This is a genomic window from Marinobacterium sp. NO-S09, assembly GCF_059179545.1.
Map to the genome: position 1 here is coordinate 2,543,320 of NZ_CP168954.1, position 18,816 is coordinate 2,562,135.

At 57.4% G+C, this 18,816-nt stretch carries 15 protein-coding genes; 8 read left to right on the forward strand and 7 right to left on the reverse strand.

Going from position 1 to position 18,816, the window contains the following annotated elements; genetic code table 11:
- Positions 1 to 18: 18 nt before the first annotated feature.
- From O3C79_RS11795 to O3C79_RS11810, 4 genes are read right to left on the reverse strand one after another with little or no spacing between them, the layout of a single operon-like run.
- Positions 19 to 1,596, reverse strand: a complete 1,578-nt coding sequence (locus tag O3C79_RS11795; protein WP_494383254.1) for a fatty acyl-CoA synthetase — start codon at positions 1,594 to 1,596, stop codon at positions 19 to 21.
- Between the two features lie 37 nt (positions 1,597 to 1,633).
- On the reverse strand, positions 1,634 to 3,928 hold the full coding sequence (locus O3C79_RS11800) for a 3-hydroxyacyl-CoA dehydrogenase/enoyl-CoA hydratase family protein (RefSeq protein ID WP_494383255.1): 2,295 nt from the start codon (positions 3,926 to 3,928) through the stop codon (positions 1,634 to 1,636).
- Entirely contained in the window at positions 3,925 to 5,133 is a 1,209-nt protein-coding gene (gene bktB, locus O3C79_RS11805) for a beta-ketothiolase BktB (RefSeq protein ID WP_494383256.1), read from the reverse strand. The genes O3C79_RS11800 and bktB overlap by 4 nt, the downstream gene beginning before the upstream one ends.
- Before the next feature lie 30 nt (positions 5,134 to 5,163).
- Complete coding sequence (locus O3C79_RS11810) at positions 5,164 to 6,342, reverse strand: acyl-CoA dehydrogenase family protein (protein ID WP_494383257.1); 1,179 nt, start codon at positions 6,340 to 6,342, stop codon at positions 5,164 to 5,166.
- Positions 6,343 to 6,515: 173 nt separating this feature from the next.
- Between O3C79_RS11810 and O3C79_RS11815 the strand changes: the two genes are divergently transcribed.
- Positions 6,516 to 7,559: an AraC family transcriptional regulator gene (locus O3C79_RS11815; RefSeq protein WP_494383258.1), complete on the forward strand. Its 1,044-nt coding sequence runs from the start codon at positions 6,516 to 6,518 to the stop codon at positions 7,557 to 7,559.
- Positions 7,560 to 7,643: 84 nt separating this feature from the next.
- A complete protein-coding gene (locus O3C79_RS11820) occupies positions 7,644 to 7,847 on the forward strand; it encodes a heavy-metal-associated domain-containing protein (protein WP_494383259.1) in 204 nt (67 codons plus the stop codon).
- Positions 7,848 to 7,967: 120 nt separating this feature from the next.
- On the opposite strand, the gene cueR is transcribed toward O3C79_RS11820, so the two are convergent.
- The gene (gene cueR, locus O3C79_RS11825) at positions 7,968 to 8,426 is read right to left on the reverse strand and encodes a Cu(I)-responsive transcriptional regulator (RefSeq protein ID WP_076462257.1); all 459 of its coding nucleotides are present in this window, start codon (positions 8,424 to 8,426) and stop codon (positions 7,968 to 7,970) included.
- A gap of 44 nt (positions 8,427 to 8,470) precedes the next feature.
- On the reverse strand, positions 8,471 to 10,945 hold the full coding sequence (locus tag O3C79_RS11830; RefSeq protein ID WP_494383260.1) for a heavy metal translocating P-type ATPase: 2,475 nt from the start codon (positions 10,943 to 10,945) through the stop codon (positions 8,471 to 8,473).
- Positions 10,946 to 11,123: 178 nt separating this feature from the next.
- Between O3C79_RS11830 and umuD the strand changes: the two genes are divergently transcribed.
- The 3 genes from umuD to O3C79_RS11845 all read left to right on the forward strand — a co-directional run bounded on the left by umuD (position 11,124) and on the right by O3C79_RS11845 (position 13,486).
- Entirely contained in the window at positions 11,124 to 11,561 is a 438-nt protein-coding gene (gene umuD, locus O3C79_RS11835; RefSeq protein ID WP_010323162.1) for a translesion error-prone DNA polymerase V autoproteolytic subunit, read from the forward strand.
- A complete protein-coding gene (gene umuC, locus O3C79_RS11840; RefSeq protein ID WP_494383261.1) occupies positions 11,558 to 12,829 on the forward strand; it encodes a translesion error-prone DNA polymerase V subunit UmuC in 1,272 nt (423 codons plus the stop codon). Before umuD ends, umuC begins: the two co-directional genes overlap by 4 nt.
- Positions 12,830 to 12,934: 105 nt before the next feature.
- Positions 12,935 to 13,486: a DUF4124 domain-containing protein gene (locus O3C79_RS11845; protein ID WP_494383262.1), complete on the forward strand. Its 552-nt coding sequence runs from the start codon at positions 12,935 to 12,937 to the stop codon at positions 13,484 to 13,486.
- A gap of 4 nt (positions 13,487 to 13,490) precedes the next feature.
- Here O3C79_RS11845 and O3C79_RS11850 read toward each other — a convergent pair whose 3' ends face one another.
- Positions 13,491 to 14,213: an endonuclease gene (locus tag O3C79_RS11850; protein ID WP_494383263.1), complete on the reverse strand. Its 723-nt coding sequence runs from the start codon at positions 14,211 to 14,213 to the stop codon at positions 13,491 to 13,493.
- A gap of 415 nt (positions 14,214 to 14,628) precedes the next feature.
- Between O3C79_RS11850 and O3C79_RS11855 the strand changes: the two genes are divergently transcribed.
- The 3 genes from O3C79_RS11855 (at position 14,629) to O3C79_RS11865 (ending at position 18,797) form a co-directional block, all read left to right on the forward strand.
- Entirely contained in the window at positions 14,629 to 16,425 is a 1,797-nt protein-coding gene (locus tag O3C79_RS11855; protein ID WP_494383264.1) for an acyl-CoA dehydrogenase C-terminal domain-containing protein, read from the forward strand.
- Between the two features lie 139 nt (positions 16,426 to 16,564).
- Positions 16,565 to 18,229 carry an AMP-binding protein gene (locus O3C79_RS11860; RefSeq protein WP_494385794.1) on the forward strand — a complete coding sequence of 555 codons (1,665 nt, stop codon included), beginning with the start codon at positions 16,565 to 16,567 and terminating at the stop codon, positions 18,227 to 18,229.
- 10 nt (positions 18,230 to 18,239) lie between these two features.
- Complete coding sequence (locus O3C79_RS11865) at positions 18,240 to 18,797, forward strand: DUF2889 domain-containing protein (RefSeq protein ID WP_494383265.1); 558 nt, start codon at positions 18,240 to 18,242, stop codon at positions 18,795 to 18,797.
- Positions 18,798 to 18,816 lie beyond the last annotated feature (19 nt).

Here is an 18,816-nt window from a genome sequence, read left to right on the forward strand (position 1 = left end):
CCCCGACCTTGTTCAATTTCAGGCTGATGTGCTGAACTGCTGGCGCAGGTTGCGCTTCAGCAGTTTGCCCGATGAGTTTTTCGGAAGTTGCTGCACAAAGTGCACCTGTTTGGGCACCTTGAACGGCGCCAGGTTGGCACGGGCATGACTGATCAGCGCTTCGGCATCTGGATCTGCATCCTGCTTCAACACCACAACGGCCGCGATCGCCTCGATCCATTTGTCATCGGGCACCCCGATCACTGCAACCTCATCAATTCCCGGGTAGGTGTAGAGCGCTTCTTCCACATCCCGGCTGGCTACCAACACACCGCCGGTGTTCACGATGTCCTTGATGCGATCCACGATCCAGATATAGCCCTGCTCATCCTGATAACCAAGGTCGCCTGAGTGGAACCAGCCACCATTAAAAGATTCAGCAGTTTCTTCAGGCTTATCCCAGTAGCCGATCATCAACTGCGGCGAACGATGCACCAGCTCCCCCTGCTCGCCGGGGGCACATTCGTTGCCCGTTGCCGGGTCGACAATCCGTGTTTGCACGTTAATGACGGGACGACCGCAGGACGCCGGGCGGTCCTGATGTTCAGCCGGTGACAGCACCGTTGCCAGCGGCGCGATTTCACTCTGCCCGTAGCAGTTATACAGCCCCGAATCCGGCAGGCGTTCGCCCAGCTCCTTGACTATGGGCTCCGGCATGATCGAGGCACCGTAGTAGAGTTTGGTCAGGTGCTGAAGCTCTGCCTCGACAAAATCATCATGATGCAGCAGCGCAATCCAGACTGTGGGCGGCGCAAAGAAGCTGTTCAGGTGCTTGGCCTTGAGCAGTTGCAGAATGGCATCCGGCGTCGGCGTATCCAGCAGATAGCTGTAGGCGCCCACCAACAGGCTTGGCATGGTAAATACATGCATCTGCGCAGAATGGTACAGCGGCAGCGCCGCCAGGCTGCGGTCTTCAGGTTTGCTATCCAGGTGATACAGGCAGCTGAAGTACTCCGCCATCAGCGAACGATGGGTGTGCATGGCGCCTTTCGGGTCAGATGTCGTCCCGGAGGTATACAGAATCTGCACCACATCCTGCTCAGACAGTTCAATCTCTGGCGCCTGATCACTGCCACCACCTTTGGCCAATTGCAGGATATCATCGCGTCCTTCGGCATTATCCGAATGCAGGCTGCCCTGGATAAACAGATCCAGCTGATCACCGACCTCCTCGACAAAGGCCTTGAGGCTGTCATCCGCGAACAGCGCACGCGCCCCGGATTGCGTCAGAACGTAGACCAGTTCACGCTCGGTCAGTGAAAAGTTAACCGGCACGTGAATCAGGCCGGAACGGGTGCAAGCCAGCCACAGAATCAGATAAGCATCGGAGTTCTTGCCATAGGCCGCAACGCGATCACCCTTTTGCAGCCCCGAAGCCAGCAGGTAGTTAGCGACACGGTTCACCGCCGTATCCAGCGCCTGGTAACACCAGCTACGACCCTGATATTCCAGCGCCAGCTTGTCCGGGTACTGTATGGCGGTGCGATGAAAGGCATCGCCGATGGTATTACGTGTCGTTTGTTCAACCACTGTGCGGGTTTGAGTGTCCAGATTCATACTACACCTCGGTTTTTATTGTTTTGTGTTGCCTAGCTCAGTCGTTCAACACCTTGCCGGTCGCCAGCAGATGCTCCATTCGCTGTCGTGATGCGGGGTTTTGCAGCAATAGCAGATTGCACTCACGCTCCAGGTCACCGAAGGTGTCATACCATCCGGGTGTGGCGGCTGCATTCAGTAACTGCAGGAGTTGCTCTTCCAACTCATATTGATAGCTGTTTTCTTCGCCATTCAATTGCGGTGAACCCGCGCTTAGCGCAGTCAGGTTGTTAAAGCGGGTGCGGTCATCGACGTTGCGTAAGCGACGGGCCAGGGTGACCGCATCAGAAAGCAAGCGGTCCCGGTTCATGCTGATGCCATCAGTTTCGCGCAGGAAGCCCCGTTCGCGGGCTTCAATGGCTGAACCGGTTACCTGGGCATTAGCGATCAATTCGAAGGTTTTCTCGACAGCAGCCTCACTGCCAAAACGCTCCTGAGTGCGTGCCAGCAGTTCCTTGCAGCCACACCAACCCGGCACGATACCGACGCTGGACTCAACCAGCCCCAGTGACGACTCGGCATGAACCTGCACGCCGTGGCAGTGAAACATCAGCTCCACGCCACCGCCCAAGGCCTTGCCAGCCACGGCCGCAACTACCGGAATATCGGCGTTACGAATGGCGGCAAACAGCTGTTGCCCGCGACGCATGTAGGTATCCAGCCCAGTCTCCTGTTCTGAAAGCTGCAGAAACTCCTTCAGATCGGCACCGGCAGCAAAAATACCGCTGTCGCTGTAGAAAATGAGTGCTTTATTCCTTGAGGTCGCAGCGGCGAGGGCTGTTTCAATCTCATCCAGCAGTTGGTTACTCAGGGCGTTTACGCGGCTGGTAAAGGCCAGACACCAGATATCGGCATTCAGTTCATGCAGGACACTTTGTGTGAAGGTGCGTACGGGTGTCTGCTGACGGATCTTGCTCCATTCAATAATGCCTGCTGCCGGCTGATGGGATTGGTAGAGACCCTGTTCATCGAGCTGCTGACCTTCATGATAGCAGTTACGCCCTGCAGCCTGTTGCATGAACGGACTCAGTTCTGTCCCACTGGCATGCATCTGCTCCGTAAGCGCTGTCATGCCAATGCGATCCATCAACTCAAAGGGGCCATAGCGCCAGTTGTAGCCCAAACGCATGGCCGCATCGACTGAGCTGATTTCAGCCGCCACATCGGGTACCAGCCATGAAGCGTAGTCCAACACTTTTGTCAGCACCTGCCGTGCGTAGCGGCCGCCCTTGTCATTCGCTTGCATAAGCTCACCCAGCTGTCCCGGTTTCAGTTGGGCCGATGCCAGTTGGGAGGCCTGAGGGACCCGGTAACTGAGTCTGTCCAGGTCCAATACCTCTCTTATCTTCTGACCATCGTCATCCAGACGTTGACGATAGAACCCCTGGAGAACGCGCCCCTTGCGACCAAACCAGCCGTTTTTGACCATGCCGTTAATGACCGGCACCGGTGATGCGTACGCCTGGAAGGAATCTGTTTCTGGCAAGAGCCGGCTGAGGCTGGAGGTCACTTCAGGCATCAGGTCAATGCCGACCAGATCCCAGAGCCCGAAAATACCGGTTTTGGGAAAACCACAGACCTGCATCACGGCATCGGCGTCTTCCACACTCAGGCCCAGCGCAACCGCCTCTTGCAGTGCTACCTGCATCCAGTAAACACCCAACCGGTTGGCAATAAACCCGGGGCGGTCATTACAGCGGATCACGGTCTTGCCCATGCAATGGTCAATAAAGGCATCTACGCGCTCAGCGACTTCAGGGCGTGTTTCATCCGAACTGACCAGTTCCAGCAAGCGCATATGGCGTGGCGGATTGAAGAAGTGCGTTACCACGAAGTGTTCGCGCAGGGTCCCAGGCATGCCTTCCATCAGGGTTTCCAGCGGGATGGTCGACGTGTTCGAGGACACCACGGCATCAGCTGCACGTACCTGCTCGATGCGGCGGTAGAGGTCCTGCTTGATATCCAGGCGTTCCACTACCACTTCGATGATCCAGTCCGCTTCGGCCAGCATCTCCAGATCATCATCAATGTTGCCGATCTGAATACGTTCAGCCACGGACACATCCATCAATGCGCCTCTGGAGCCCGCTTTCAGCATGCGCACACGGGCACCCGCTGCAATGGCATTGCGTGCTTCGGCGGTATCACCCGGCGCTGTGTCTGGGGCCGGGATGTCCAGCAGGATAACGCGCGCACCGCCGTTGGCTGCCTGTGCCGCGATTCCCGCGCCCATCACACCCGCACCAATCACGGCGACCGTTTTAATCGGCCTGATTCCCTGAATATTGCTCATGCTGCACCTCCCAGCCGCTCCAGAATCAGGGCAATACCCTGGCCACCACCGATACACATGGTCACCAGTGCACGGCGTTTATTCTGGCGTTCCAGTTCATACAGTGCCTTAAGCGTAATCAGGCTACCGGTGGCACCCACCGGGTGCCCCAGCGCCACGGCACCGCCGTTCACGTTCACAGTCGCAGGATCAAATTCCAGTGTCTGGGACACAGCCATGGCCTGCGAGGCAAAGGCTTCGTTGGATTCGACGATATCGATATCGGACATACGCAGGCCGCTCGCCTGCAGCGCCTTTTTCACCGCCGGAATCGGCCCCAGGCCCATCAAGTGGGGTTCGACGCCTGCGAACCCATAGCCAAGGATACGAGCCATGGGGGCAAGCCCACGTGCCTGTGCAACCTGCAGGGAGGTCATCACCATGGCAGCGGCACCATCGTTAATGCCCGAAGCATTACCGGCTGTTACCAGGCCATCTTTCTTGAACGCAGGTCGCAGTTTTTGCAGGCTTTCCAGGCTCACATCACCGCGCACATGCTCATCTTCTGCAAACATGAGGGTTTCCTTGCCCTTGCGAACAGGCACCGGAACGATCTGCGATTTGAAATGCCCTGCTGCAATGGCGGCGGCCGCCTTGTGATGGCTATCACAGGCGTACTGATCAATTTCTTCACGGGTATAACCGTACTGCTCGGCGATATTTTCTGCCGTTACGCCCATATGCCCACTGTCGAAAGGATCGCTGAGAATGCCCAGTGTCATATCCAACGCCTTGGCATCTCCCATACGCTGTCCTGTGCGCATGCTCGGCAACAGATAAGCCCCCCGGCTCATGCTCTCGGCACCACCGGCCAGCGCAATCGTGCTGGCACCGGACTGGATCAGTTGAGCGGTCGAAATCAAAGACTGGACTGAGGAACCACACAGACGGTTCACGTTCAAGGCTGCGGAGCTGTCGGGCAGTCCGGCATTCAACGCAATATGCCGTGACAGGTAAACATCCTGCGGGCTGGTCGTAATGATGTGACCAAATACCGAGTGGTCGATCTCGCCGGCATCCACACCGGAACGCTCGATCGCAGCCTTCGCTGCGAAGGTGCCCAACTCGGCCGGGCTGTACGCAGACAGGCTACCGCCAAAATCGCCAATGGCGGTGCGGGCGCCGGCCACAATGACAACATCCTGAAGTTTGATTGTATCGGTCATCATGATTATCCCTTTTTTATTGTTATCGGTTCAGCCTGCTCGACCCAACATGTCGCGGGCGATCACCTCTTTCATGATTTCCGAGGTACCGGCATAAATGGTCTGGATGCGCGCATCCACATAGAAGCGAGAGATCGGATATTCCAGGGTGTAGCCGTAGCCACCGAACAGCTGCAAACAGCGGTCTATGGAACGACACTGCATCTCGCTCAGCATCAGCTTCAGCGTTGCCGCATCGGTCCCGTTCATTTCACCTTGCTGGTAGCGTTGCAGACACTGGTTGAAATAGGCGCGACCCATTTCCAGCTCCGCACGTACCTGCGCTAGGCTGAAGCGGGTGTTCTGAAAATCCGCTATGCGCTGGCCAAAGGCGCGGCGCTCCTGCACATACTCAAGCGTTAGCTGCAGCGCACCCTCGATGGCACCCAGGGCCTGAGCCCCAACGCCCAGACGCTCGCGCGCCAGCTCCTGCATCAGATACACAAAGCCCTGTCCCGGCTCACCCAACAGGGCGTCATTCGGCAGAATCAGATCATCAAAGAAGAGTTCGGCGGTATCGCTGGCGTGCTGGCCGATTTTGCGGATCGACTTGCCACGGGAAAAACCGGGCAGCGAGGTATCTGCCAGGAACAGGGATACGCCACGGGCTCCGGCACTGGGGTCGGTCTTGGCACAGATAATCACCAGATCAGCCAGCTGACCATTGGTGATAAACACCTTGGCACCATTCAGTTTCCAACCACCCTCGACTTTCTCGGCGCTGGTGCGCATGGCGGCAAGATCACTGCCGGCTCCCGGTTCGGTCATGGCGATGGCACCCAAGACTTCACCACTGGCCATACGGGGCAGCCAATGTTGTTTCTGAGCCTCAGTGCCAAGGTGAAGAATGTAGGGCATTACGATGTTGGCGTGGATGTTGTAGCCACTGGCCAGGCCACCAAAGCCCTGGCGCGACATCTCTTCACAGATCATCAGGCAGATTTCGACGCCAGCCTCAGAACCGCCCAGAGATTCGGGCAGATCTACACCCAGCAGCCCGGCCTCGCCCAGGCGGTTCCAGAGTTCACGCGGCACCTGATGAGCCTCTTCCCAGGCTTCATAATCCGGTGCCACTTCCTGTTGCAGGATGCGACGCACCATCTCTTCAAACAGTGCCTTATCTTCATTGCCCGCCTCTGGGGCAACAACTGACGTTGCCTGTGTATTCATGCTCAGCCCTTTTGTTGTTTTTACTGTAGGGGCCACCGGCCGGTTGACCTTTTGCACCATTAAAGAGGCTAAGCCTTGTCCTTTGAATGACCCTTGGGGTCTTTTTAATTGATCGAATAGGCCAATACCTGCACACTGCTCCTGACTATCCGTTTCAAAACAGGTGGAATGCCATGCTCCCGCCCGACACCCGGCGCTCATCCGACAAGGCTCATATTGCCAACCACTACATTCGGGCCAGTATTGGCGGTGCTTTGCGACAGGGCGCAGATGCCAAAAGGCTTATAGCAGAAGCGGATATTCCCGGTCATTGGCTTGATAGCCCCGACAAATTGATTACCGAACGACAACTCAGTGAGCTGGTGAAAGCAGCCTGGCGGGCGACCAACGATGAGTTTATGGCGCTATCGCCACATATCTGTAAGCGCGGCGTGTTTTCACTGGCCGCCGAATTATCCCAAGGGGCCAACACACTCGGCGGGATGCTCAAGCAGAGTGCACGGATGTACTCTGCCCTGTCGGATGATCTGGATATTGGTCTGGAGCTTGAAGGTTCCAGCCAGACGCCTTTGGTGTTTTTCCGCTTGCACCTGCGTCATCAGGGCGAGGATGCTGATCATTTTCTGCAGGAGTTCATCATGTTGATGTGGCAACGCTTTGCCAGTTGGCTGGTGGGTCAGCAGATTCCCATTGCCAGTACGGTGTTTGGCTACCCTGCACCGACCCATGCGCGGGAGTATCGCGCCATGTATTTGGGTGAACTGATTTACGAACAGCCCTGTTCAGGCTTTTATCTGCACCCGCGCTATCTGCAGCTGCCAATTATTCGCAACGCGGTTGAGTTACAGGCGTTTCTGCGAGATTGCCCTGCGGTAGTACTGCACCGGCCCGTGCGCGATAACAGCCTGCAAACGCGTATTCGCGTTTTGCTGCAACGCTATGACCTTGAGCAGATGCCGGAGCTGGACGATATCAGCCAGCTGCTTGCCATCGCTCCGCGCACTCTGCGCCGCAAGCTGATGCACGAAGGCACTTCTATTCGCCAGATCAAGGAAAACCTGCGTCATGATTTCGCATTAAAGTTGCTGGCCAGTGAGCATCTGAGTGTGCAGGAAGTAGCTGAACAGAGCGGATTTGCCGAAGCGGCTGCGTTTTGTCGGGCCTTCAAGCGCTGGACAGGGCAATCACCCTCGCAGTGGCGTCAGGCACGCCACTAAGTCGAGATCTTTAAAACCCTCTTGACCTTACCATCGTTGGAAGGTCTATCGTCTTAGTCATTCAATCCCCAAAGGAGGTTAACAATGCACCATCTCAAGGTTACCGGCATGTCCTGCGGCCACTGCGTGTCTGCTATCGAAAAAGCCGTCAAGGCACTGGATTCTCAAGCCGAGGTGTCCGCTGATGTGGCTACTGGCGAAGTGACCGTCAAAAGCGAAACCGAGTTTGCGGCGATCAGTGATGCCATTCGAGAAGCCGGCTACGAAAACCAGGCAACCAATGCCTGAGGGCCACGCCTGAGACCCGCTTCCGCCAAGGCTGCCCCAAGCATCTGCGCCCGGGACAGCCTTTTGTATTCCTGACAATCCTTTTTCAGCTCCTGTCACGCCTTTCCCTAGTATTACGAGTCAATCCTCCGGCTTATCCTTGTTGCTGCCGCACCCGGAACCGGCCGTTTCATCACCCTTCTCGCTTCCCCATCCTTCAGAGAGTTCGTTGATTATCGGACAGTCGGGTCGAGAATCCCCCTGACAGTTGCCTGCCAGGTGGGACAGTGTCTCGCTCATTTCCATCAACTGTTGCGCCTTGCGCTCCAGTTCGGCCACATGCTCAAGAGCGATGCGTTTGACGTCGGCACTGGCTCGGTCACGATCCTGCCACAGCGCCAGCAGCTCAGACATCTGGTCAACCGAGAAGCCCAGGTCCCGTGCACGCCGGATAAAGCGCAGGCGGTGTACATCCTTGTCCGAATAATCCCGATAGCCGGCTGCGGTCCGGGATACCTCGGGAATCAGCTCAATCGATTCGTAATAGCGAATCATTTTCGCCGACACACCGGATGCTTCAGACGCCTTACCTATATTCATGTTGCCCCCTTGCGTATACGATCAATTTCCAACCATCTTTGGCCTCAAGCTGCCTGAGTCGGCGCCTTGAAACGGCGCAGCCTGAGCGCATTGGTCAGCACAAAGACTGACGACAGCGCCATCGCTGCAGCAGCAAAGATGGGTGACAACAGCAGGCCAAAGGCCGGATAGAGCGCCCCTGCTGCCAGCGGAATGAGCGCCGTGTTATAGGCAAAGGCCCAGAACAGGTTCTGCTTGATATTGCGGATGGTTTCCTGTGACAGCGCAATGGCGCTGGGGATACCGCCCAGACTGCCGGACATGAGCACCACATCCGCCGCCTCGATGGCCACATCAGTCCCTGTGCCTATGGCCATACCGACATCCGCCGCCGCCAGTGCCGGCGCATCGTTGATGCCATCACCGACAAAAGCCAACTTGCCATGTTGGGATTTGAGCGTATTCACCGCATCCACCTTTCCTTCCGGAAGCACTTCAGACACAACGTCATCAATGCCCAGCTGCTTGGCAATGGCTTCTGCTGTACGGCGGTTGTCACCGGTAATCATCGCCACCTTCAACCCCAGGCGGTGCAGTGCCTTGATTGCCTCAGGTGTAGATTCCTTGATCGGGTCAGCGACTGCCACAATCGCTGCCAGTTTGCCGTCAATCGCGGCATACAGCGGTGATTTACCTTCATCACCCAGGCGTTCCGCCACATCAGAAAAGGTCGCTACATCCAGGCCCAGCTTTTTCATGTAGCGGTCGGCACCGATATCCACTGACACGCCGTCAGCCTGTGCCTTGACACCAAAACCGGTCACGGATTCAAAGCTATCAACCTTCGGCAGCGACAGCCCCTCACTTTCAGCCGCCTCGGTAATCGCACGTCCGATGGGGTGCTCCGAGCGGGATTCCACGGCGGCAATCTTCGCCAAGACATCGCTGCGTTCAAAGCCCTCCGCCACTTCCAGGTCCGTCAGTGCCGGCTTGCCCTCGGTCAGCGTACCCGTCTTGTCGAGCGCGACGACTTTGGCATCTTTCAGCAGCTGGAGCGCTTCACCCTTGCGGAACAACACACCCATTTCAGCACCACGCCCGGTGCCCACCATGATCGAGGTCGGAGTGGCCAGCCCCATGGCACAGGGGCAGGCGATAATCAGAACCGCCACCGCATTCACCAGTGCCAGACTCAAGGCCGGCTCCGGCCCCGCGAAAAACCACACCAGGAAGGTGAGCAGTGCCGCCGTCATCACCGCCGGTACAAACCACATGGTGACCTTGTCCACCAACCCCTGGATGGGCAACTTCGAGCCCTGAGCCTCTTCAACCATGCGAATAATCTGGGCCAGCACGGTTGTGCCGCCAACAGCGGTCGCCTTGAAAGTCAGCGCGCCTTTCTGGTTGACGGTGCCGCCTACAACTTCGCTTCCCGTCGCTTTCGCCACGGGCACGGGTTCGCCAGTGATCATCGACTCGTCGACATAGCTGTCGCCATCGGTCACCTCACCGTCCACCGGGATGCGCTCACCGGGACGCACTTCGACCAGATCGCCAGGCTGCACCTCCCCGATGCCAATTTCAACGGCTTTGCCATCACGAATAACGCGAGCTGTTTTGGCCTGCAGCCCTACCAGACGCTTGATCGCCTGTGAGGTGCGGCCCTTTGCCCGCGCCTCGAAGAATCGCCCCAGCAAAATCAGGGTGACGATCACAGCAGCCGCTTCGAAATAGACATTGGCGGTCCCTTCCGGCAGCAACCCGGCAAAAAAGGTCGCAATAACCGAATACCCCCAGGCAGCGGAGGTGCCCAGCACCACCAGCGAGTTCATATCCGGTGCGCCCCTCAACAATGCCGGTATGCCCTTGCTGAAAAAGCGTCGCCCAGGCCCGAACAGCACCAGTGTTGCCAGTACAAATTGAATGTACCAGCTCAACTGCATGCCAATCGTATCGGCAATCAGGCCGTGCATGCCGGGAATCACGTGGGATCCCATTTCGATAACAAAGACCGGCAGCGACAGCACTGCCGCAATCGTCAGATCACGCTTAAGCCCGGCCAATTCGGCATCTTTCTTGTCGTCGCCTTCTTCAGCCTCGGCACCGGTTCGATCCACTTCACTGGCGCTGTAGCCGGCATCGGCCACGGCCGCGATCAGAGTTTCTGCAGGCAGATTACTGCGAATACTGGCGCGCTCGGTGGCCAGGTTGACGTTCGCTTCCACCACACCGGGCACCGCTTGCAAGGCACGCTCTACCCGGCCAACGCAGGAAGCACAGCTCATGCCTTCAACCGATAGCTCGGTCGTGGTCGCTGGCACGGTATAACCTGTTTTCTCCACCGCTTCGATCAGTGCCCCTGCATCCAGCTGGTCATCGCCGCGTATATCGGCACGCTCGGTCGCCAGATTGACGGCAACCTCTTCCACATGCTCAACCTTCTTCAGTGCGGTTTCTACGCGTCCAACACAGGAAGCGCAGCTCATTCCCTCAATCGGCAGGCTTATCGACGACTGTTTCTGTTGTGTCTCGGTATCCATCAGCTGCCTCCTTACAAGCATCTCATGATGATATTGCTTGACTATAAACCTTCCCACAATGGGAAGGTCAAGCAGGATAACGAGCTGCCCTGAATCAATTCGCCACAGCCCTGGTATGGCCATCCGCCCGAGAAAGACTATAATACTGTTTATTTATACAGTATTTGAGTATCTATCGATGAACGCGGTTATTCTGGCGCGTGCCAGCACGCACACATCCCTGTCCATACCGCTCTTTATGGAGCGGGTACAGGCCGGCTTCCCTTCCCCGGCGCAGGACTATGTTGAGCAGACACTGGATTTGAACGACCTGTGCATCCACCACCCGGCCGCCACCTATTTCGTGCGCGCCGAGGGCGACTCAATGATTGAGGTTGGCATCTTCAGCGGCGACATCCTGGTAGTGGATTCTTCCCTGTCACCCCGGCACGGCGATATCGTGATCGCCAGCCTGAATGGTGAATTCACCGTCAAACAGCTGGAACTCAAGCCCCATACGCGCCTGCTACCCCGTAATCCGGCCTATCGCCCTATCCGTTTGCCCGAGGATTGCGAGCTGGATGTCTTTGGCGTGGTCACCAATGTGATTCATTCGCTGCGCAGGCCGGACCGATGAACCCGGTATTCGCTCTGGTGGACTGCAACAATTTCTATACCGCATGTGAGCGGCGCTTTCGGCCAGACCTGGCAAGCGTACCCATCGTGGTACTGTCCAATAACGACGGCTGTATTATTTCCCGCTCCGCCGAAGCCAAGGCGATGGGTATCAAGATGGGCGTCCCCTTTTATCAGATCGAGCCTTACCTGACACAACAGGGCGTGGCCGTGTTTTCCTCCAACTACGCGCTCTATGCCGATATGTCGGCACGAGTGATGAGTATCCTGGAACAGGAATCCCCACGCGTAGAGATCTATTCCATTGATGAAGCCTTTCTCGATCTCAGTGGTATGGAGTCGGTGGCAACGCTGGCGGACTTCGGTCGCCATATTCGCACCACCGTACAACAATGGACCGGCATTACCGTCTGTGTCGGCATAGCGCCAAGCAAGACACTGTCCAAACTGGCTAACCATGCTGCCAAGCGCTACCCCGCCACCGGTGGCGTGGTCGACCTGACCAGCCCGGAACGCCAGCGACGCCTGCTGCAATTGGTCCCGGTCGATGAGGTCTGGGGCGTCGGCAGACGGCTGAGCAAACGGCTATACAAAGATGGCATCAAGACCGCACTGGACCTGGCCTGCTGCAACCCCAAAACCATCCGCCAGCAATACTCGGTCGTGCTGGAGCGCACAGTGCGCGAGCTCAATGGCGAATCCTGCCTGTCACTGGAGGATGTAACGCCCACCAAACAACAGATCATCTGCAGCCGATCCTTTGGTGAACGTATTACCTGCTTCCAATCCATGCGCGAAGCCGTCTGTGAATACACGGTCAGGGCCGCCGAAAAACTGCGCGAAGAAGGCCAAACAGCCAAGCGCATCAACCTGTTTATGCGCACCAACCGGCATAACCCCGCAGAACCACAATATATGCCGTCACTGGGTGCCGAACTCCCGCTGCCCACCGATGACACCCGCGACCTCGTCGCCGCAGCAATACGTTTGCTGCGCTCCAGCTGGAAGGAGGGATACCGCTACATGAAAGCAGGGGTCATGCTGACCGACTTCTACGAACCCGGCGTATATCAGCCCGGCCTGTTTGATGATGCCCATACACGCCCAAACGCCAAGGCCCTGATGTCGGTACTGGACAAGATCAACCACAGCGGTAAGGGCCGGCTATTTCTGGCCGGACAAGGCGTACAGAAAGAGTGGCGCATGAAACGTCTGCACGTATCGCCTGCCTACACCACCAACTGGCGCTCACTGCCGGTGGTGAGGTAGAAACACCACCAATGGCGCATGAGCAAAGCCTTTTGGATCGTTTAACATGAGGTTTAAAGCTCGGCATGGATACGCCGCTAATACGCCACAATCAAGGATGGACCTATGAAAACACTGCCCCACTTCACCCTTCTGCTTACGCTGGGTATCAGCATGCCAGCCAGCGCCGACATCTATAAATGCGAAGGCCCAGACGGTCGCAAGATTTACTCCGATATGCCGTGCAGCGCTGATGCCAAGCCTGTTCCCAAAGATGCATTCAGGGTCAACAGCGCGACGCTGGTGCCTGATGACTCTGCTAAGCCCGCGAAAAGCACGCGGACAAAAACCGACGCAGCACTTGAAGTGAATAGAGAAGCGATCAGAACCCGCTACAAAGAGCTGAAAGCACTGACACGGCGTCTTGTCGGATATGACAACAAGGCCCTGCTCAAACAGGTGAATCGACGCATTGACGCCAACCTCAGGCGCGCGCTCTCCGCCAAGTCGGTTTCCAAAGAGCGCAGCAATATTCACCACCGGTTTGACAAGCAGGTCGCGGAAGCAAAACGCCACTATCTCACCGACCACCCGGGGATGGCGCAGGCGCTGGTGACTCTGGAAGCCGAACGTGACGAAGCCCTGTACGGATTTTCGTCACGCTCCCGTGCACGCTGAAGTGTTAGCGCTTCGCCTGCATCACATCAGGTTCAACAAAGGGGTTGGGGTGCCCTTGGATGGCCTGGATACGGCGCGCCCTCGCCCGCTCCGCTTCATCTACCGGGTCCAGCGATGACCAGGCGGTAAACAGCTGTTCCTGTTTGCGGCTCAGGCGTACACCGTAACGCTCGGCCATGTAGAAGTAGGTACGGGCAATGTCGCCACGAACCTGCTCTGGCGGCTCGGCGACACGGGCCTTGAAGTCCACTTCAAAGTCACACTGGCCATAGGCACGCGGCTCGCCGGCGATCATGCCAAAACGGTAATTGCTGCGGTCGCCATTGAGTTCACCCACGGCCGGAACCAGGTTGTACAGATCCGCTTCCATCCGCTTGAACACCGGGTCCTTGCGGCAGTTCTTGCGGCCGCCCTCCTGCCAGCATTGCAACTGATGGCCAAACTCCCAGGCGGGCATCACATGTTCCCACTCGATACGCCCGGAGCGGTTGGCATTCTTGCGCGGCTTGAGGCCACAACTATCGGCGGCAGGCGTCAAACGGGTCCGCCCCGGTTTATTGGAGACCGCCTGCTCGCTGTAATGACAGCCACAATAAAAGGTGATGCGATCAGAATTCTGATACACCTCTTTGGCGAGAATTTTCTTGGCGGAGTAAAAAGACGATGGGGTATCCGCGGCGGCGAACGTCGCCGAAACCGCGAGGATCAGGGGCAAAACAAGACGCATAGAGACTACCGTATGCAAACAGCTGAGCACACTTTATCCCTGTGCACCAGCGCCTTCCTTGCGCAGGCGGGATATTCAACGGATTTACCTTATAAATCAACCCTCTGCCTGCAAAAGTGAATCCTTTATGCGCACAAACTGTATAAGCAACGCAAACACGCAAGCCATAGCCCTTGCTTGTCATATTATGACAGTCGATTGACCGATAATGTCACCTTTAAAAACATACAAACTTCAATCAACCCTAGGTAAACATGGGGCTTAGAAGCCAAATGACAATAAATGCCAGTGCAACTGGCGTGAAATGTCATTGGCTTGGCCAGCGGAATCCCTGATGCTTGGTGCAACACTGAAAGACCTCTCAACGTCACCCGAGAGTGTCCAAGCCCAATAACAACACAAGGGGTTCACCACCATGCCCGAGTACAAGGCTCCACAGAAAGACATTCATTTCGTACTCAACGATCTGCTGGATTTCGAGCAGCATTACAGTCAGCTGCCGGGCTGCGAAGAAGCGACACCGGATATGGTCAGCGCCATTATTGAAGAAGGCGCCCGATTCGCTGAGCGTGTTCTGGCCCCGCTGAATCAGGTGGGTGACCAGGAAGGCTGCACCTTTGAAGACGGCAAGGTCACAACCCCCACCGGCTTCCGTGAAGCCTATCAGCAGTTTGTTGAAGGCGGCTGGCCTTCACTGTCGCACAGCCCCGAATGGGGTGGCCAGGGCTTGCCAGACTCCCTCGGCATGGTGGTCAGCGAACTGACCAGCACCGCCAACTGGGCCTGGGGCATGTATCCGGGCCTGAGCCACGGTGCCATGAATACATTGGAAGAACACGGCACCGAAGAGCAGAAGCAGACCTACCTGACCAAGCTGGTCTCCGGCGAGTGGACCGGCACCATGTGCCTGACCGAGCCTCATTGCGGTACCGACCTTGGCCTGCTGCGCACCAAAGCCGAACCCAATGCCGATGGCAGCTACGCCATCAGCGGTACCAAGATCTTCATCTCTGCCGGCGAGCACGACATGGCCGACAACATTGTCCATATCGTACTGGCACGCCTGCCGGATGCCCCGGCCGGGACCAAAGGCATTTCCCTGTTTATCGTACCCAAGCACCTGCCGACTGCCGATGGCGGTGCGGGTGAGCGCAACGCCGTTAACTGTGGCTCCATCGAGCACAAAATGGGTATCCATGGTAACTCCACCTGCGTCATGAACTTTGATGCCGCCACCGGTTACCTGATCGGCCCGGCCAACAAGGGCCTGAACTGCATGTTCACCTTCATGAACACCGCACGCCTGGGTACCGCCATGCAGGGCTTGGCCCATGCCGAATGGGGCTTCCAGAACTCCCTGCCCTACGCCCGTGAGCGTCTGCAGATGCGTGCCCTGACCGGCCCGGCTGCGCCGGATAAGGCCGCCGATCCGATCATAGTGCACCCTGAAGTACGCAAGATGCTGCTGACGCAGAAAGCTTTCGCAGAAGGCGGTCGTGCACTGATCTACTACTGTTCAATGCTGGTGGACAAGGTGAAGCTGGCCGACGGTGAGGAAAAAGCCAATGCCGATACCCAGCTGGCCTTCCTGACCCCAATCGCCAAGGCCTTCCTGACCGAGGTCGGTTTCGAAAGCGCCAACCATGCCCTGCAGGTGTATGGTGGCCACGGCTACATCAGCGAATGGGGTATGGAGCAGAACGTTCGCGATTGCCGTATCTCCATGCTGTATGAAGGCACCACCCAGATCCAGGCTCTGGACCTGCTGGGCCGCAAGGTGCTGATGACCCAGGGCGAAACGCTAAAGAGTTTCACCAAGGTGATTCACAAGTTCTGCAAGGTAGCCGAAGAAGACCCGAAAATGCGCGCATTCACCGGTCCTTTGGCCAAGTTGAACAGCGAATGGGGTGATCTGACCCAGCAGATCGGTATGAAGGCTATGATGAACAAGGAAGAAGTCGGTGCTGCCTCCGTGGATTACGTCATGTATTCCGGTTATGTCACTCTGGCTTACTTCTGGGCACGTTCGGCACAGGCTGCACAGCTGAAGCTGGCCGCCGGTGAAGGTGATGCAGCGTTCTACCGCAGCAAACTGACCACCGCCCGCTTCTACTTTGAACGCATCCTGCCGCGCACCCGTGGCCTGGTCGAAACCATGCTGTCCGGTTCCGACAACCTGATGGAGCTGCCGGAAGACAACTTCATCTTCTAAAGCACAAACGCGGTGGTTTTCCAGGGAGATCGGTCAACCACCGCTGCCAAGACAAAGCACCTTGGCAACGCCCAATTGTCTGGCAATGAAAACTGCCCGACAGAACAGCCCTCACAACAACAAGCATATGGGCATGAACATGATTAGGATGAACGACAACGGCCAGCATATCCCGCCCTCGCTCAACCCCGAAGGATATGAAGCCATCACTGATTTCTTCGCCGACGTATGCCAGCGCTACGCCGAGCGTCCTGCCTTTACCAGTCTGGGCCGTACACTGAGCTACGCCGAACTGGACCGGCTGTCGGCGGCCTTTGCGGCTTACCTGCAGCAGGAAACCAACCTGGTGCCCGGTGACCGTATCGCCGTCCAGCTACCCAACCTGATTCAGTACCCGGTAGTGCTCTTTGGTGCCCTGCGGGCCGGCCTGGTTGTGGTGAACACCAACCCGCTGTACACCCCTTCAGAGATGGAACACCAGTTCCGCGACAGCGGTGCCAAGGCTCTGGTGATCCACAAGAGCATGGCGCACAACGCCGAAAAGATCCTTGCCAAAACCGATATCCAGAACGTATTCGTCACCCAGGTGGGTGACCTGCACGGCTTTGTGAAGCGCCACCTGCTGAATGCGGCCGTAAAATACATCAAGAAGATGGAGCCCAAGTACTCTCTGCCGGGAGCCATCAGCCTGCGCACCGCGCTGCTCAGCCACATCGATAAACCCTATGAAAAGGTAGAGCGCAAACCCGGTGACCTGGCGGTACTGCAATACACCGGCGGCACCACCGGCGTATCCAAGGGCGCCATGCTGACGCACGCCAACCTGCTGTCCAATATGCTGCAGGGCCACGTGATCATCCGTGATGTCGCCAGCGACTGGGCCGCTAACGTCATCGCCCCGCTGCCGCTGTATCACATCTATGCCTTCACCGTGGCACAGATCATTATGGCCAGCGGCGGGCACAGCATCCTGATTCCCAATCCGCGCGACCTGCCGGGACTGGTCAAGGAGATCGGCAACTGGCCCTTCACCACCTTCCTCGGCCTCAACACCCTGTTTGTGGCGTTGTGCAACAACGAAGACTTCCGTGCCCTGGACTTCAGCAAGCTGCGCATGACCCTGTCTGGCGGCATGGCGCTGACCCATGCGGCAGGCGAGCAATGGCGCAAGGTCACTGGCTGTACCGTGATCGAAGCCTATGGCCTCACCGAAACTTCTCCGGCGGTTTCCATTAACCCGCCCGAAGCGATTCGTTGTGGCACCATCGGCCGCCCGGTTCCGGAAACCGAAGTCTTCATCATGGGCGGCGACGGTGAAGCCGTACTCGAAGGCATGCCGGGCGAACTCTGTGTACGCGGACCTCAGGTGATGGCCGGCTATTGGCATAACGAAAGCGCCACTCGCGCCAGCTTTACCGATGATGGCTACCTGATCACCGGCGATATTGCGGTGATGGAAGAAGGCGGCTACCTGCGTATCGTCGACCGCGCCAAGGATCTGATCATCGTGTCAGGCTTCAATGTCTACCCCAATGAAGTGGAAGACATCGTTACCGAACACCCTGACATCGTCGAATGCGCCGCCATCGGTGTACCCGACCCGGTCAGCGGCGAGGTGGTGAAAGTCTTTGCCGTCACCCGCGATGACCAGCTGAGCGAGCAGGCCATTCGTGACTGGTGCCGCGAGCGCCTGACCGCCTACAAGGTGCCCAAGGTGATCGAGTTTGTGCCGGAACTGCCCAAATCCAACGTGGGCAAGATATTGCGCCGCATGCTCAAAAACAGTCACCAGGACGTGGCCTGAGGAGTCGTCGATGCCGCTAACAAAACCAACTCGTCGACGCCTTCACCACCGCCGCCAGGTGCAGTGTGATGGCTATGAGCGTGACGACGGCCTCTGGGATATCGAGGCCCATATCACCGATATCAAAACCTATGACCTGGATAACGCGGAGCGCGGTGGCTATGTCAGCGCCGGTGAGCCTTTCCACGATATGTGGATGCGCCTCACCATCGACCGCGGTATGAAGATTCATGCGGTGGAAGCGGTGATTGATGCCTCGCCCTTCCCCCAGTGCCCAGCCATTGCCAAGCGTTTCGCCCAGCTCGAAGGCACCCGCATCGGGCCGGGCTGGCATCGGGAAGCCAAGGAGCTGTTCAACGGCATTCACAACTGTACACACCTGCACGAGCTGCTCGCGCCACTGGCCACCACTGCGATTCAAACCCTGTGGCCAAGCGATGCGAAAGACGTGATGGAGCTGGCGGAAAACCTGCTGCTCGACAGCTGCCACGGCTGGTCACGTCACGAGTACACAGTACGCAAATACATCCCACACAGATATGTACCGGCAGAACAGCACAATGGCTAAGCCTGCCGGAATCACACTT